Source organism: Bacteroidota bacterium (assembly GCA_018831055.1).
GTDB lineage: Bacteria > Bacteroidota > Bacteroidia > Bacteroidales > B18-G4 > M55B132.
The window spans coordinates 1-16,958 of sequence record JAHJRE010000071.1; the positions used below are offsets into that span (position 1 = coordinate 1).

13 protein-coding genes and 1 tRNA gene are annotated in these 16,958 nt (G+C 40.6%); 7 read left to right on the forward strand and 7 right to left on the reverse strand.

Translation table 11 applies throughout. From position 1 onward, the window contains the following. Positions 1 to 104 precede the first annotated feature (104 nt). From KKA81_04120 to KKA81_04130, 3 genes are read right to left on the reverse strand one after another with little or no spacing between them, the layout of a single operon-like run. A complete protein-coding gene (locus KKA81_04120; GenBank protein ID MBU2650100.1) occupies positions 105 to 857 on the reverse strand; it encodes a LytTR family DNA-binding domain-containing protein in 753 nt (250 codons plus the stop codon). A gap of 27 nt (positions 858 to 884) precedes the next feature. Next, positions 885 to 4,052 (reverse strand): histidine kinase, encoded by a 3,168-nt coding sequence (locus tag KKA81_04125; protein ID MBU2650101.1) that lies wholly within the window; start codon positions 4,050 to 4,052, stop codon positions 885 to 887. Positions 4,053 to 4,077: 25 nt separating this feature from the next. After that, positions 4,078 to 4,281 (reverse strand): hypothetical protein, encoded by a 204-nt coding sequence (locus tag KKA81_04130; protein MBU2650102.1) that lies wholly within the window; start codon positions 4,279 to 4,281, stop codon positions 4,078 to 4,080. Positions 4,282 to 4,484: 203 nt separating this feature from the next. Between KKA81_04130 and KKA81_04135 the strand changes: the two genes are divergently transcribed. Then, a complete protein-coding gene (locus KKA81_04135; protein ID MBU2650103.1) occupies positions 4,485 to 4,949 on the forward strand; it encodes a hypothetical protein in 465 nt (154 codons plus the stop codon). 36 nt (positions 4,950 to 4,985) lie between these two features. On the opposite strand, the gene ahcY is transcribed toward KKA81_04135, so the two are convergent. After that, complete coding sequence (gene ahcY, locus KKA81_04140; GenBank protein MBU2650104.1) at positions 4,986 to 6,398, reverse strand: adenosylhomocysteinase; 1,413 nt, start codon at positions 6,396 to 6,398, stop codon at positions 4,986 to 4,988. A 336-nt stretch (positions 6,399 to 6,734) separates the two neighbouring features. Here ahcY and KKA81_04145 point away from each other — a divergent pair, with 336 nt between their 5' ends. The 6 genes from KKA81_04145 to KKA81_04170 all read left to right on the forward strand — a co-directional run bounded on the left by KKA81_04145 (position 6,735) and on the right by KKA81_04170 (position 13,850). Next, on the forward strand, positions 6,735 to 7,388 hold the full coding sequence (locus KKA81_04145; GenBank protein ID MBU2650105.1) for a 4'-phosphopantetheinyl transferase superfamily protein: 654 nt from the start codon (positions 6,735 to 6,737) through the stop codon (positions 7,386 to 7,388). Positions 7,389 to 7,508: 120 nt separating this feature from the next. Next, on the forward strand, positions 7,509 to 8,240 hold the full coding sequence (locus KKA81_04150) for a geranylgeranylglyceryl/heptaprenylglyceryl phosphate synthase (protein MBU2650106.1): 732 nt from the start codon (positions 7,509 to 7,511) through the stop codon (positions 8,238 to 8,240). A gap of 17 nt (positions 8,241 to 8,257) precedes the next feature. Continuing rightward, on the forward strand, positions 8,258 to 8,848 hold the full coding sequence (locus tag KKA81_04155) for a hypothetical protein (protein MBU2650107.1): 591 nt from the start codon (positions 8,258 to 8,260) through the stop codon (positions 8,846 to 8,848). 27 nt (positions 8,849 to 8,875) lie between these two features. After that, positions 8,876 to 11,017, forward strand: a complete 2,142-nt coding sequence (locus tag KKA81_04160; GenBank protein ID MBU2650108.1) for a S9 family peptidase — start codon at positions 8,876 to 8,878, stop codon at positions 11,015 to 11,017. Between the two features lie 83 nt (positions 11,018 to 11,100). Next, positions 11,101 to 11,988 (forward strand): histone deacetylase family protein, encoded by an 888-nt coding sequence (locus KKA81_04165; GenBank protein ID MBU2650109.1) that lies wholly within the window; start codon positions 11,101 to 11,103, stop codon positions 11,986 to 11,988. A gap of 80 nt (positions 11,989 to 12,068) precedes the next feature. Beyond that, positions 12,069 to 13,850 carry a long-chain fatty acid--CoA ligase gene (locus tag KKA81_04170; GenBank protein MBU2650110.1) on the forward strand — a complete coding sequence of 594 codons (1,782 nt, stop codon included), beginning with the start codon at positions 12,069 to 12,071 and terminating at the stop codon, positions 13,848 to 13,850. A gap of 11 nt (positions 13,851 to 13,861) precedes the next feature. Here KKA81_04170 and KKA81_04175 read toward each other — a convergent pair whose 3' ends face one another. The 3 genes from KKA81_04175 to KKA81_04185 form a co-directional block, all read right to left on the reverse strand. Continuing rightward, positions 13,862 to 14,458 carry a hypothetical protein gene (locus KKA81_04175; GenBank protein ID MBU2650111.1) on the reverse strand — a complete coding sequence of 199 codons (597 nt, stop codon included), beginning with the start codon at positions 14,456 to 14,458 and terminating at the stop codon, positions 13,862 to 13,864. Positions 14,459 to 14,537: 79 nt separating this feature from the next. Next, positions 14,538 to 14,610 (reverse strand) — tRNA-Thr (locus KKA81_04180). A gap of 88 nt (positions 14,611 to 14,698) precedes the next feature. Then, entirely contained in the window at positions 14,699 to 16,915 is a 2,217-nt protein-coding gene (locus KKA81_04185; protein ID MBU2650112.1) for a response regulator, read from the reverse strand. Between the last annotated feature and the right edge of the window lie 43 nt (positions 16,916 to 16,958).

Genomic DNA, 16,958 nt, shown 5'->3' on the forward strand with positions numbered 1-16,958 from the left:
AAAAAGAAAGAAAAAAAAAGTTATCGGTAGAAGAAAATCAGTTATCGGTGCGAAAATTTTTCTCTTAATGTTTGGAAACCAGTCTAAAATATATGTTTTCCCATTTAAGAAATGTTGGCAATAATTTCCAGGATCTTTTCCCGTTTCCTTCGGGAAACAGGAACCTGGCTCCCGTCTTCCATCATGATATAGCCTCCTTCGTCCCGAACAAAACTTTTAATGTACCTTATGTTTATCAGGTGAGATTTGTGTGGTCTGATAAAGTTATGACTGCTTAATAACTCTTCATTTTCTTTCAGGGTTTTTGACACAAGAATTTTTTTTCCGTCATTAAGAAAAAAAAGTGTATAGTAATTGTCTGATTCACAACGAATAATTTTGCTTACTTCGACAATATGAATTTTATCGGCGGTAGATAGAACGATTTTCTGGGTTTCAGATTCTGCGGCATGGATATTATCAAGCAAAACACGGATGTTTTTATTTATCTGGTTTCCTGATTTTTTAAGTTCAACTTTTTTCACGGCATTTACCAGTTCATCCGGGTCAATGGGTTTTAAAAGGTAATCGAGTGCGCTGTATTTTATGGCTTTTATGGCATAATGGTCGAAAGCTGTTGTAAAAACAATCTCAAAATCAATTTTTTCGATATGTTCCAACAATCTGAATCCACTTCCATCAGGCATTTGGATATCAAGAAATAACATATCGGTCTTATTGGAACGAATAGCATCGAGTCCCGATTTGAATCCATCCGCTTCCGCAACCACTTCCACATTTCTACAAAACCGGTTTAGCAAACCTCTTAGTGTTTCTCTTGATTTCTTTTCATCTTCAATGATAATGGCTCGGATCATAATAATTACGTTCTTGGGTGATTTAAATTAAAGCTCTTCAAATATCATCCGTATCTCAACTCTTGTTCCTGTTGCATTTCCATTGTTGTCGCTGAGATCGATAACCTTCACGGAATATTTATCCTTGTGTTGTTTGTTCAGCAGATCCAGTCTTTCCTGAGTGATCATCATGCCCCGGGATTGCCTTTTTATTCCTGACAATTCTTTGATTCTCCGTGCTTCTTCCCGTCCGATGCCATTATCCTCAATGATGCAGAAAACAGTATCTTCCTCCAGTTTCATTTCCAAACGGATCATACCTGGATTCTGGCTATTTATAAGACCATGCAATATAGCGTTTTCAACGTATGGTTGCAGGATCATGGGAGGGATGGCCAAAAATTCCTCATCTATTAACGGATCAAGCTGAATATCATAATCAAATTTGTTATCAAACCTGAGACGTTCGATATCCATGAAATATGTCAGTGCTTTTATCTCATCTCTGATTGGGACGGCTGATTCGCGTGAATTATATAAAATAAGCCTCATGAGCTGTGAAAACTTTGAAAGATAATGGATAGCTTTATCGGTATCGCTGGCAATGACAAAACTCTGGATCGCGTTCAATGAGTTGAATATGAAGTGAGGGTTCATTTGCAGCCTGAGTGCTTTTTGCTCAATGTCGAAAAGTTGTTTTTCAATGTAAAGTACCTTTTTCTCTACCTCATGCCTTTTCCTGATTGTTTTTATTCTTCTGTATACCAGGAACCAGGCAAGGAAAACCACAAACAAGCTGAATAATATCCTGAATATCCAGGTGGAATACCAGGGGGGGTGTATTATGATTGAAAAACTTAGTCCTTCATGGTTCCAAACACCGTCGTTATTTGAGGCTATTACTTTGAATTTGTATGTTCCGGGGGCAATGTTTGCGTATTCGGCAATTCTGCGGTCAGCATCTCTGTGAATCCAGTCCACATCATAATTTTCAAGTTTGAACTGATATTTATTTTTAGAAGGGTTGGAATAATCAAGTGCTGAAAATTCAAATGAGAAAAAATTATCCCTGTAATTCAGGATCAGTGTATCTTGATCCTCAATACTGTATGGTTGTATTTCATTGAATATCTTGAAGGTGCTGATTATCACTTCAGGAGGAGTATCATTGTGTCCGATTTCTTCAGGGTAGAAGGAATTAAAACCATTCATACCACCAAAGAACATTTCCCCATCATCAGCCTTTAAATATGCAGGAGAATTAAATTCGTTGCTTTGCAAGCCATCTTTTATATCGTAATTAATAAATATGGTATCATCAGGGTTGAATTTGGATAAACCCCAGTTTGTGGAAAGCCAAAGATTTCCTTGTTCATCTTCAAGGGAACAGTAAACCACATTGTTGGGGAGTCCGTCCAATTCCGTAAATGCATAAAAGCTTTGTTTCTCCCGGTCGAAACTGTTCAGTCCCCCACCCATTGTTCCGACCCAATAGCGGTTCCGGTTGTCCTGATATACCGAGAAAACTTTATCGGAACTAATGCTGTTCGGATCATTCGATGAATACATATATCTTTTAAAAGTTCCGTTTTCTGGCAGATAGAGGTTTAACCCTCCATTGGTACTGATCCAGATATTCCCGGCATGGTCTTCATAGATTTGCCAGATACGGTTGGCACTCAGGCTGGAATTATCTTTGGGATCATTTTGATGGTTGGTAAAGAGGCGGGTTTCAGGATCCAGGATGCTTAGTCCGTTATTGGTCCCAATCCAGATTTTATGATCTGACGATTCCATCAGGTACAATATACCATCGCTGATAAGAGAGTTATTTTGTTCAGGAATATTGTGATAGTGATAAAAAATCCTTTTTTCGGGGTTATAGTGGAACAGTCCGTGGTTTTCGCTTCCGATCCAAAAATTGCCTTTATGGTCCTTGACGATAATCCTGGTTTTTTCCCTTGCGAGGTCATAAACATTATCAAACTCATGGTGTAATAATTCGTATTTTCCGGTTGTCCGGTCGAGGATATTTATACCCTGAGCTGTGGCAATCCATATTTTCCCATCATCGTCTTTATAAATGGAATAAATGATGTTATTGGACAGGGTATTGGGTTCATCGGATGACCGGGCATAAAGGTTGAATTTGCTGGAGTTTCGGTTGTACATGTTTACTCCTTTGAAAGTTCCCACCCAGATATTTCCTGACCGGTCTTCATAGATAGAATAGATATCATCATTACTAAGGCTGGTGCTTTTATTGGTATGACCATATGTTGTGAAGGTACCGGTTAGAGGATCAAATAAGTTTAGTTTATCACGCGTTCCCACCCATAGCTGATCGTGGCTGTCCTGAAACAAACAGGTTACGTTATTATTGCTTAGGGACGCGGGATCCAGGTAATCATGCCTGAAAGATGTTATATTTCCTGATTGGGGATTTAAACGGCTTAGCCCATTTCGGGTAGCTACCCAGATATATCCATCCCTGGTTTGCAGGATATCATTGACCAGATTGTCGCTGATACTGTTCCCGTTATTCTCAGAAAAATAGGGAAGAAACGTTTTTTGATCAACCTGGTAACAAAACAATCCTTGCCGGGTTCCAATCCACATATTCCCGCTTTGATCCTGAATTATTTTATTGATCCAGTTGCTTCTGATGCTATCGGCTTCTTCGGAGTAAAAATAATAATGGATGAAGGAGTGGTTGAGATGATTATACTGGTTTAAACCTTTAGCTGTGCAAAACCAGAAATATCCGTCACGATCCCTGTATATATGATTAATATAATTATTACTCAGGGTATTTATATTCCCAGGTTCATGAAGCATATGTATCAACCTTCCTGTTGTCAGATCCAGAATATTGACACCATCTTCGGTACCGATCCAGAGATTGCTTTTATTGTCTTCAAGCAAGCTTCGTACTGTAGTATTGGACAGGCCATTGAGTTTGTTATAAATTTTAAAGCTGTAGCCATCATAGCGGTTCAGCCCGTCCCATGTTCCAAACCACATAAATCCCATATGATCCTGCATGATTGCAAAGACGAGATTCTGGGAAAGGCCTTTTTCGTATCGTATATTTTCTGTGGATATTCGGTCAAACCGTATGTTTTCAGTTTTCTGGCCCAGCAAGCGGGTTTGCAGGGCAAAAATCATGAATACACCAATGAGGTAGAATTTAATTATATTGTATCTGAATTTCATTTATTCGAAATAACCTTTCCTTTTTTCACTCGGTTTTTTCACCCGGGTCGCATTTTTTAAAGCGTCTCATAAAGTCTTTTTTCCTTTTTTTATTGAGTTTTTTACTGCCTTTTTTGGAGTTCTTCATCATTAACTGGGTGTCTTCCGATTGCATCTCGTAATGTTTATTCATTTGATCACGGTAATCCTTTTTTGCCTGCTTTTCCATAATCCTTCTTTGCTTTTTCATGTATTTCTCCTCGCTGGATTTATGGAATATACTGCATGATTGAGCAAAAGGCAGCATCATTATTAAAAGTATCATGCCTGTTTGGGTAATGATTCTTTTAAATGATTTTTTTTGTATGGATTTTCCAGGAAGCAGCATAAATCATTCAAATGTATGGAATTAAATAATATTCCTAATTTTGCAGAAGAAAAAATATTCTTTGCATGAGAAATTTCCGGAACACAATTGAGAGGATTTCAAAAGCCGGATTTTGGTTTATCCTTATACTTTTATCATTGATATCCTGCAAGGATGACAAGGATGGAGATCAGGTTGATGTAGGGTATGTAAACATCACGATCAATCCCAACTCCACGCAGTATCTGGAATTAAACACTGTCGGGGGTTGGTTGTATCTGACAGCGTCAGCTCCAAGCCGCGGGATTATTGTTTACCGGATGACACAGGATCAGTTTAATGCTTTTGACAGGACTCCTCCCACCAATTCGAATGACTGTTGCAATCAAAGCGGATGTACGAGGTTAATTGTCGATTATCCATATGTAACCGACACGTGTGCATCATACAATTATCTGATTTTGGATGGATCCCCTTTGGCTCCTGCCACAAAAATGCTTATCCAGTACCGAACATTTTATGACGGTAACCTGCTGCAAATCACAAATTAAACAATCTATTAACCAGGAAGGAAACTCGAACCTGTTTTAATACCTGTAGTGATCGGGTTTAAAAGGGCCGTCGGCATTTATGCCAAGGTATTTTGCTTGTTCGGGTGTCATTTTTGTTAGTTTAACACCAATATGGGGTAAGTGAAGCCGTGCCACTTCTTCATCCAGTTTTTTAGGCAATCTGTATACATCTAATTCGTAATCGTTGTTCCAGAGATCGATTTGCGCCAGTACCTGGTTTGAAAATGAATTGCTCATAACGAAAGAGGGGTGTCCCATAGCGCAACCCAGGTTTACGAGTCTTCCTTCAGCCAGGAGATAGATCGAATGTCCATCGGAAAAGCTAAATTTATCCACCTGAGGTTTGATGTTGATTTTTTCTATTTCCGGCCATTCTTCGAGTTTATCTACCTGGATTTCGTTGTCGAAATGTCCTATATTGCAAACGATGGCTTCGTCTTTCATTTTCGACATATGCTCTGCTGTAATCACATCCTTGTTTCCTGTGGCTGTTACAAAAATATTACCTTCAGCGAGGGCGTCTTCCACTGTGGTGACTTCAAACCCTTCCATAGCGGCTTGAAGAGCACAAATCGGGTCTATTTCCGTAACGAGAACCCGGGCACCGAAGCCTCGCATGGACTGGGCGCAGCCTTTACCAACATCGCCATAGCCACAAACCACGACAACTTTTCCGGCAATCATAACATCCGTTGCTCTCTTAATACCATCTGCCAGTGATTCCCGGCATCCATAGAGGTTATCGAATTTCGATTTTGTGACGGAATCGTTAACATTAATGGCGGGAGCCAGTAAGGTGCCGGCTTCTTTTCGTTGATAAAGCCGGTGTACTCCTGTGGTGGTTTCTTCGGAAACCCCTTTCCATTCCTTTACTGTTCTGTGCCAACGTGTTGGATCTTCGATATATATTGATTTAAGTTGATTCAGGATAACTTTTTCTTCTTTGTTTGAAGGATTACGTTCAAGCAAAGAGGGTTTGTTTTCGGCTTCATAGCCCATATGGATCAAAAGGGTAGCATCACCGCCGTCATCAACAATCAGGTTTGGGCCTTTTCCTCCGGGGAAAGCAAGAGCCATCTGTGTGCACCACCAGTATTCTTCCAGGGTTTCTCCTTTCCAGGCAAAAATTGGCACACCGGAATCCCTCACTACAGCTGCAGCGGCATGATCCTGAGTGGAAAAGATATTGCAGCTTGCCCAACGAACATCTGCACCTAATTCCACCAGGGTTTCAATCAGAACGGCAGTTTGAACGGTCATATGAAGCGAACCTGTTATTCTGGAACCTTTCAGCGGCTTAAGTGAAGAATATTTCTTTCGTAATGACATAAGTCCCGGCATTTCTTTTTCTGCCATCTCAATCTCTTTTCTTCCCCAGTCAGCCAAACTGATGTCTTTAATCTTGTAGCTTAAACTCTCTACTACTATTGAATTTTCCATCCCTATATTTTTATTGGTTTGCAAAGGTAATCATTAGGGGGATACAGGCAAAATCAAACCGTTTATTTTTATGTGAGTGTCGGGAAGGAATAACAAATGGTTGCAGGTTATAAGGAGAAGCAGGTAACACGCAGCAGGTATCATGTAACACGCAACAGGTAACAGGTTGCAAGCGACAACTCATCACTCATCACCCACACCCAAACTACATGCAGCCTGTAACCTGCAACCTGCTGCGTGCAACCATAGAGTAGGTTACTTGATATTAATCATTCCCGATACTCATTTAGTTTTATCATAACTTTGGGCCCTAAATGACGTTCAATGCCGGTTATATTCAATGAGCATTATAAACAGGGTTTTGTTGTCGGCCTTTGGGAAATCATCGAAGGGTTGGAGGAGCTTAGGGAAAGGATGATTTTTACGGAGGAGGACATTGATTATTACGGGCGATTCCTGGTAGAAAAACGTCAAAAGCATTGGCTTGCATCGCGACTGCTTTTAAAGGAGCTGGCGGGAGCAAATTATGGCAACATTTTGTATGATCAAAATGGCAAGCCTTTTTTCAGTTCCGGTAAATGTCATTTATCCTATTCTCATGCCGGAACCATGGCAGCAGCCATCATAAGTGAAACTATGCCTGTGGGTATAGATGTTGAAAGGATCACCCCAAAGCTATTAGGTATTAAGGATCGTTTTCTGAGTGATGAGGAAATAAGGCAAATGGAAGATGCCGTTACTCCGGAGAGGTTATGCCTGGGTTGGTGTGGGAAGGAGGCTTTGTACAAGATCTACGGTCAGCGAAGACTTGATTTTCGTGATCATATCCGGCTTTCTTTACCCGAACCAAAAGATTTCGGTTATTTTGATGGGACAATAGAACTCGGGGGCTTTAGTCATCATTACAAGCTTTACTATTTTTGGTCGGGAGAATATGTCACGGTATATGTTGCCGGGGATGGCCGGTTTTCAGACTGAAGCGACTGTTAATTAGCGAAGTTGGGATGAAATATATCTGAAGAATGGGAAAAAGACCACAGATGATTTGTTTAAATAACTTTTTTCATGTAGGTTTGTATAGGAACTAGTGGGCCAGGAATGAGTATATATTTAAAAATCAGAGAACAGGGACCTGCAAAGAAATTTGCAGTTTTAATTGACCCGGATAAGTATTCGGGTGAATCTATTATTGCTATTGCAAAGGAATCTGAACGTAATCTGGTGGATATCCTGTTGGTTGGTGGTAGTTTACTCATCAATGACCATTTGGAGGAAACCATTCTGCGAATAAAGGATCATTGCAGTATACCGGTTGTTTTGTTCCCGGGCAGCAGCCTGCAGGTTAACCGTCATGCCGATGCTATTCTTTTCCTCTCATTAATTTCAGGAAGAAATCCGGAAATGCTGATCGGCCAGCATGTAATAGCGGCCCCATATATCCGGGATGCTGGATTGGAAGTGATTCCCACCGGTTATATGCTTATCGAAAGTGGGGAAACAACCACGGCCTCTTATATGAGTAATTCTCTTCCTATACCCTACCATAAGAAGGACATTGCTGTATGTACAGCTATGGCCGGTGAAATGCTCGGATTAAAGATGATTTATCTTGATGGAGGCAGCGGGGCAATGAAAGCTGTATCCGTGGAGATGGTTGAAAGTGTCAGACAGAATATTTCTATACCGATGGTTGTGGGCGGAGGAATAAGGGATCCCCAAACTGCCGCGGATATTTGCAAAGCTGGAGCTGATCTGGTGGTGGTTGGTAACGCAATTGAGGACAATATGGATAAATTGTCGCTCATTTCTGATGCAATTCATAGTTTGTGAAATAATATGACCATCTCATGAAAAATCTGACATGCGCTATTTTCGTAATTTTTATGACTATCTCTTTTCTGTTTGCCCAGGAAATAGGGAACATTAATCCGCAGTTAACAGAGAGACCCTGGGTTGACAAGGAAACAAGGATCATTGATGGTCATTCCATTACACAGGTATTTGGAGAAACACCTGCGGTTTATCGTCATACAAACCTGGGGCCTATTACTACTGTTTCATTCAGATCTCCTGAGCAAGTTGCAGATTCCATCAGGGAAATTGCAATAATAAATAATTGGAGTGAAAGCGAATTGGATGAAAAACTTGATTATTTCAATAAAAATGCACCTGGGGGTTTGCTAAACATTTTTATCAGCCGTGCCGATGAAAGCCGGGCAAATTTCAAATGGTTTTTTGTGATCATCAGGGATAAAGAAGATCAAAAGGTGACGGAAATCGACCTTGATTATCAGGCACCTCAGTTACCCGAGGGTAATGGCTGGTGGAATTATACTACCGTGATGATCGATAAACCTGTTCAAATACCTTTTTTTATATATCTCAATGATAAACAAAGCAATCATCTATCCGATTTCAAATTTGAAATTTCACAGTAAAGCACATTTTGAATAAAAACAATAATCATGAACCGGACTATCAACACAATTCTTACACTGACATTTTTGGGATTATCCCTAACATCCATCTCTCAGGATAAAATGTTTACCCTGGAAGATGTGACGATGTTCAACCGGAGTCTTTATCCTGAAAGCATTTCAAATCTGCAGTGGATGGGAACCAGCGATTATTATTCATGGATTGCGCATAATAAGCTGGTTTCTTCAAAGGCAGGTTCTTCCCGCACCGACACTATTCTATCTGCAAATGATATTAATTGTGCTCTCAATAAAATCGAGGAGGATTCTATAAAAAGATTTCCCGGTATCCAATGGCTTGGTGATAATATTTTCATGTTCACACACAATCATCGTGTATTCCTTTATGACATCAGACTAAAGCAATTGCGGGAAATAAACAACTTTGATGATAATGCAGAAAACACAGATATTGAAGAGAATAATTTTGCTGTAGCATACACTTTGGGCAATAATTTGTACATAGCCCTTGAAGGCAGGCAGATTCAGGTTACAAAAGATGAAAACAAGCATGTAGTGAACGGGCAAACGGTACATCGCAATGAATTTGGTATAAACAAAGGTACTTTTTGGTCTACGAAAGGCAATAAACTTGCCTTTTACAGCAAAGATGAGTCTATGGTAGCGGATTATCCCATAGTAAATATTGGTAAAAGGATTGCAGAGCCGGAACCCATAAAATATCCGATGGCCGGAATGACCAGCGAGCAGGTAAAACTCGGGATTTATGATCTTGCTACAGGGAAAACAGTTTTCGTTAAAACCGGAGAGCCCGCAGATCAATATCTTACAAGCATATCCTGGAGCCCTGATGAAAAGCATATATATATTGCTTTACTGAACCGGGATCAGAACCATTTAAAATTAAATAAATATGATGCCGTTACCGGTGACCTGGTAGCCACATTATTTGAGGAGCAACACGAAAAATATGTGGAACCCGAGAATCCAATGTATTTCCTGCATAGCCGACCTGGGCTTTTCATATGGCAGTCTGAAAGGGACGGATTTAATCATCTATACTTATATGATACAGATGGGCAATTGGTAGATCAGCTTACCGATGGTGATTGGGTGGTAACTTCATTGCTGGGGACGGATCCCAAAGACCGTTATGTTTTTTTTACAGCGACTGCTGAGAGTCCGTTGAACAATGATATTTACTCCATTGATTTGAAAAACAGGGAGATGAAAAAATTGTCGCCAATGAATGGGACACATAACGTACTTTTTAATAAGAACGGTAAGTATTTGATAGATATTTTCAGTGATACAACAACCGCCAGAAGGTATGATATTATTGATCAAAAAGGGAAAGTATTACAAACATTATTGGAGAATAAAGACCCTCTGAAGGATTATGCGATGGGTACAATGGATATTTTCACCATTAAATCGGGTAACAGCGATGATCTTTATTGTCGATTGATCAAACCGGCAAATTTTGATCCGGGTAAGAAGTATCCTGTAATTATTTATGTATATGGGGGGCCTCATGCACAACTCGTGAGCAATTCATGGCTTGGGGGAGCAGGCTTATATTTGAATTTTCTGGCACAGCAGGGTTATGTAGTCTTTACTTTGGATAATCACGGGTCTGCCAATCGCGGCCTTGATTTTGAGCAGGCTGTTTTCCGGAACCTTGGTACCCTTGAGGTAGAAGATCAGATGAAGGGGGTTGAATTTTTAAGGAGCTTGCCATATGTTGATAAAGAAAGGATAGGAGTTGATGGATGGAGTTATGGTGGGTTTATGACGATATCCCTTTTGCTCAAACAACCCGATGATTTCAAAGCTGGGGTAGCCGGTGGACCGGTTACCGACTGGAGGTATTATGAAGTTATGTACGGGGAAAGATATATGGATACTCCGGATCAAAACCCGGATGGATATAAGGAAGCAAGTCTGTTGAACCATGCCGGTAAATTAAAGGGGAACCTTCTGATCATTCACGGCACCTCAGATCCGGTGGTAGTATGGCAACACAGCCTCGACCTGATTCAACACTTCATCCAGGAGGGCATCCAGGTTGATTATTTTGTATATCCGGGACATGGGCACGGGGTAGGAGGGCGCGACAGGCTGCATCTCAATCGGATGATTTTTGAGTATTTTCAGGATCATCTTTAAAACCTTCCTGTTTTGGCATTGTTTACTATTCTTTTTTTTACCTTTACGACCTTTTTTGGTAGGGGCCGGAAAAGTATGTTGATATGAAGATTCTATTTAACAGGAAATTTCTCAACCACAACATTGCATCAAATTTTGAGGGCGATTACAGGATCAAACCTTTTGCAGGTAAATTTGATGAAATTGATGTTGACGGGGACCCTTACCTTTCACTGGTGCATTCAGCAGAATATATTGAATACATCCGCAATTCATGTAAAAATCGTCAATGTCTGGCAGAAGTTCAGCTTAGTCCGGAGACCTTTGAAGCTGCAAAGGCTGCAGTAGGGCTTTCAGTTTTAGCTGCAGTTGATAGCGATTTTGCCGTAGTTCGGCCCCCTGGTCATCATGCCGGGCGAGAAAAAACATCCGGATTCTGTTTATTCAACAATTTGGCTATTGCAACCCAGTATTTGGTGAACAAGGGAAACAAGGTTCTTATCGTGGATATTGATGGTCATCACGGTGACGGGACTCAGTCGATTTTCTACGATTCGGATCAGGTTATGTTTACCTCTATTCATCAGTTGCATTGCTTCCCTTTTACAGGGTTACCATTTGAAACCGGTATAGGTAAAGGAGCCGGTTACACGGTTAATATACCTCTGACTCCAGGGAGCGGTGATAAAGAATTTCTGAAAGCTCTGGATGCTATTATTGAGAGGGCTGTCGATTTCAGACCTGATGCCGTTGGTGTTTCCGCAGGATTTGATGGATATATAAAAGACAAGCTCCTGGAAATGGAGTATTCTGCCGATGTATATTACGAATGCGGTTACAGGCTGAGGAGATCATTCAGGAATATATTCGCCGTTTTGGAAGGAGGTTACCATGAGGATCTTCTCGAATGTGTTGAAAATTTTGTGAATGGAGTAAACCGGGGAGAACCCTCCAAAAAAGTTTTCTGGAACCCGGATATGTCAATAGGGTAAGCCTCGGGAACTGATTTTTCTGTAATTATGGCAGGTATTTGTATTTTTTCTATCTTTGGTTAAACTAATCCTGCATCCCTATGAATATTACGCGTTTATTTGACATCCTGGAGCTTTACCGGAATGACTTCTCCTGGAAAACCGATGCTTTTGCCCGAAATGAGAATAATGAGTGGATCAGGTATTCATCGGGGGATTATGTTGAACTTTCCTCATTGGTAAGTTACGGGCTAATGGAAATGGGTGTTAAGAAGGGGGATAAGATTGTTACCATTTCGCAAAACCGTCCGGAATGGAATTTTTTGGACATGGGCATGGCACAGGCAGGCATAGTACATGTTCCTGTTTACCCAACCTTGAGCGCATCGGATCAGGAATATATACTTCGGCACTCAGAGGCCCGTATGCTTATTGTTTCCGACAGACAATTACTTCAGAAGATTAAGCCCCAGGCTGAAAAGATAGATAACCTCGAATATATTTTCACGTTCAGCCAGGTTGAAGGGGAGCGCCAGTGGTTGGAAATTTTGGAAAAGGGGAAAGAATCAGCCGAAAAACGTAAGGAAGAGTTGGAAAAGCTGAAAGCAACCATCGAAGAAAACGATCTTCTTACGATAATCTATACATCGGGGACTACAGGCAATCCTAAGGGAGTAATGCTTTCGCACAGGAATATTTTGAGCAATGCAATGACAACAGCAAGTATGTTGCCTCTCAATAGTTCTCACCGTGCATTGAGTTTTCTTCCTTTGTGCCATGTATATGAGCGCATGATGAATTACAATTTTCAGATCAATGGGGTCAGCCTCTATTATGTTGAAAACCTTGGTAAGATTGGGGATTATATTAAAGAAGTAAAACCTCATGTTTTTAACACTGTTCCCAGGCTGATTGAAAAAGTATATGACAGCATTGTAGCTAAGGGGAAGGACCTGAAAGGGATCAAGAAAAGTATCTTTTTCTGGTCTTTAAAGATTGCGCATGATTTTGAATTGAATAATGGGAAGCGTTGGTATTATGAAAAAAAGCGTAAGCTTGCCGATCGTCTTGTGTTCAGTAAGTGGAGGAAAGGACTGGGTGGGGATATAGAGCTAATGGTTTCCGGGGGCTCCTCTCTTCAGGAAAGGCTTCTGCGGGTATTTTGGGCCGCAGGTATCCCGGTTTATGAGGGTTATGGTCTTACGGAAAGCTCGCCGGTGATAGCCGTTAATGATCCAGTTAGCCGTAAAAGGGTGAAGTTTGGAACGGTCGGACCTGTTTTGGCCGGAGTAGAAGTAAGAATTGCTGAAGATGGTGAAATTCTGTGCAAAGGACCTAATGTAATGATGGGGTATTACAAGGATGATGAACAGACCCGTGAAGTGATTGACCAAGAAGGATGGTTGCACACAGGGGATATTGGAGTGATGGTTGACGAAATCTTCGTAAAAATCACCGACCGGAAAAAGGAAATGTTTAAAACATCTGCGGGGAAATATATTGCACCTCAGGTAATTGAAAACATTCTAAAGGAATCTATGCTCATTGAACAAGCTATGGTGGTTGGAGCAAACGAAAAATTTGCAAGTGCCCTGATCAGCCCTAATTTCAATTATCTTCATTTTTTTGCCACCAAACATAAAATTCACTTTCAGGATAATGAAGATTTAATCAGGCAACCCCAAATAATTAAAAAGATTCAGGGTGAAGTCAATACTGCCAATAAGCGATTAGGGCAGACTGAGCAAATCAAGCGATTCCGGTTGGTATGCGATGAATGGAGCCCGCAAACCGGGGCGCTGTCTCCAACGTTAAAACTTAAAAGAAAAGTGATTTACGAGAAATATGAGAGAATATTACAGGAAATATACGGGCATGCCTGATTCCCTGTTAATCACAAAAGCTCATTGAAACACTTGAGTGTTTCCATAAGGTCTCTGCTGTTTTCCGGCGTAAAGTCTTCCTGCACAAACCCATCCGCAGTATAAACACGCATGGTTTCAATTTCTTTTTTCATCAGGAGTTGTAGTTCTTTCTTTTTACCCCAGGAATCACCAAAAAACATGGCTCCCTTATTTTCGCAATTGTATTTGTTGTTGTTCTGCAAGTCAAGTTTTGACCCGTCCCTGAAAAGGATATTGATATGGGAACCGGGTTGCATGCATAGACTGGCGCCATATACTTCCATTGTAATGGTCAGTTTTCCTTCCGAAAGGAATCCGTAAAATATCAATCCGGTTTCTCCTCCATCTTTAGAAACAACTATTTTCCGGATGGTTGATGTGGAAGATTCTCCTGTAATTTTATCGGAGTCCGTAACAATATAAGTTGAACAATCTCCCGGGATGCCACCGGTATTTTCGGTAACATAATCCCAGGTGCCATCTTCATTGAGTACAACCTTCTTCCCGTCGTCAGTTGTGGCATTTTGCTGGGCAAACCCAATCCCAACAAAGAAAAATACTGATAATATGAGCAGGTATCTTTTCATAAGAAACTTCTTAAATCTCAGATGTCAGATCTCAGATCTCAGATCTGACATCTGAGATCTTCGATCTTCGATTATCCTGAGCCTCTCAAGGGACTCGAACCCTCGACCTGCTCATTACGAGTGAGCTGCTCTACCGACTGAGCTAAAGAGGCGTATTTCAAAGGCTTTGTCCCAGCCTGCTGGTTTTGCAAAAATAGATATTTTTTGTAAAGCTAGACTTGTGTAAGCGGTAATGTTTTATTAAAGCAGGCGGTTGATCACAATAAAAAGATCTCCCTTATTGATTGGTTTGGGAAGATAAGCATCACATCCGGCTTCGTAGCATTTGTCAACTTCATCTGCATTGGCATAAGCGGTTTGGGCAACAACGGGTATGGGCAGATTCATGGCTTTGATTTTCCTGATAATTTCCAATCCGGAAATATCGGGGAGTTTGATATCAACAAGAGCAAGGTCGATATTTTCATTTCCGTTCAGAATTTTCATAGCAGACATGCCGTTTTCCGCCAAAACCAAATTGGCTCCCTTGTCCCTGAGTACTTCACGGAAATATATCCGGTTAACTTCATTATCTTCAACGATCAGAATATTTTTACCTTTCAGTTTATCTCCAAATCGATTGATTACTTCCGGTATAACGTCTTTTTCTTCCTCATGGGTCAACGGAAGGGTCACTTTCACGGAGGTACCCTTTCCTGGTGCAGATTTAAGAGAAATACTGCCTTCCATAAGATCCAGCAGACCTTTGCAGATGGATAAACCTAAGCCAGTGCCACCGGGGTTTCTGGAGGGTGTTTGGTCAGCCTGACGAAATCGTTGGAATATTATACTTTGTAATTCTTCAGGAATTCCAATCCCGGTGTCATTTACATGAAAAACAATTTCACCCTGCTTATTTTTTTGCTTTTTGTTAATCCTGTAACCAAATTCAACACTTCCATTAAAAGTGAATTTAAATGCATTGTTTAACAGGTTCATCAGGATTTGTTTGATACGGTGACTATCGGTATATAGAAAGGTTTCATTGCAATCCGGGGGAATATTCAGAACAAACTCTATGTGTCCTTTTTTTAGCCTGGTCTTTTCGAAATGTGCTTTTTCTGTAATTTCATCAACGATACTACCCAGATTTACCTGATCATATGAGATTCTTAGTTGCCGTGAATCGATTTTAGAAAGGTCAAGGATATCGTTGATTATTGTAAGTAGTTGTTCTGCACTTGATTGTACGATATTCTTGTAACGGTTTTTTTGTTCTCTTGAAATATTATCCTGGGAAAGTAGTTCTGTAAATCCCAGTATCCCATTTAGAGGAGTTCGGATTTCATGTGACATATTTGCCAGGAAAGCCGATTTCAACATATCAGATTCCTCAGCTTTTTCTTTGGCACGAGTCAGTTCCTGTTCAATTCTTTTCTGTTCACTGATATCGGTCAACAGGCCTTCCAGGATGCCAGTTCCATCATGGGTAGTTCCAATTTGCCTGCCTTGTTCCCATATCCAGGTTTCTCCTCCATCTTTCTGAATTATCCGGTAGATTATCTGATATGCTATATGGTTAGTAACGCTGTTTTGGATAGTATCCCAAACCATCTTTCTGTCGTCGGGGTGAATCAGGTCGTTATAGCTGACGGAACGGTCATGTATGATTTCATTAGGAGTATAACCGCTAAGTTTATGAATACCATGGCTGATATATTCCATGGACCAGTTAGGGTTGTTCAGGCAACGGTAAGCGGCTCCCGGAAGGTTATCGATCAGCGTACTTAATCTGCGTTCGCTTTCCCGGAGTGTTGCTGCATATAGTTTGTAATCCCTAAGCTGATTGATCCATTGTTCCATTTCCTTGTCGGCCGCTTTAGCGCTCATCAGGTCCCCAGCAGGGATATAGTAAAAATTTTTGTACATCTCATTTTCCAGTATAAGAATGGGATGCATTTTAATTACCTGTAGAAGAAAATCAGCGCTTATGTTTCTTCTTTTATACTGGCATAGAATAACATAAGGTTTGTGTTTCATGTTTTTACCGAGGAAAATGATTTGATTTGCCAGGGCATCCAAATCGTTTTCATTGCGGAAATACTGATCGGAATCAGCTGTGATTCTTAAGCCCGAATAACCTGACTTAAGGCTGTTGTCCATTTCATCTTTTAACCAGTTATAAAATGTCAGATTCGAACAGCCATTCGGAGAATTTCGCAGATCAAAATGAAGTCTTCCATCGCGAAGCAATGTATCAATGGGTAGTCCTGTTTTTTTCAGACTGGCGACAGTTTTATCGAAAAGTTCAGGTAATGTGATATAAATCAACTTTTCCTTTTTATTCAGACCATCTTTGAAATAGGATGAAACCCACTGGTATTTTTCATGAAGATTATTATATATAAGGCAGAGATGGTCCTGTGGTTTCAGGGAATTTATGCCAAGAGTCCGTCCGATGCTTTCATTTTCTTTCATAATGCTGCAATGCGCAAAATAGACTTATTTTCCCTGCGAGAGA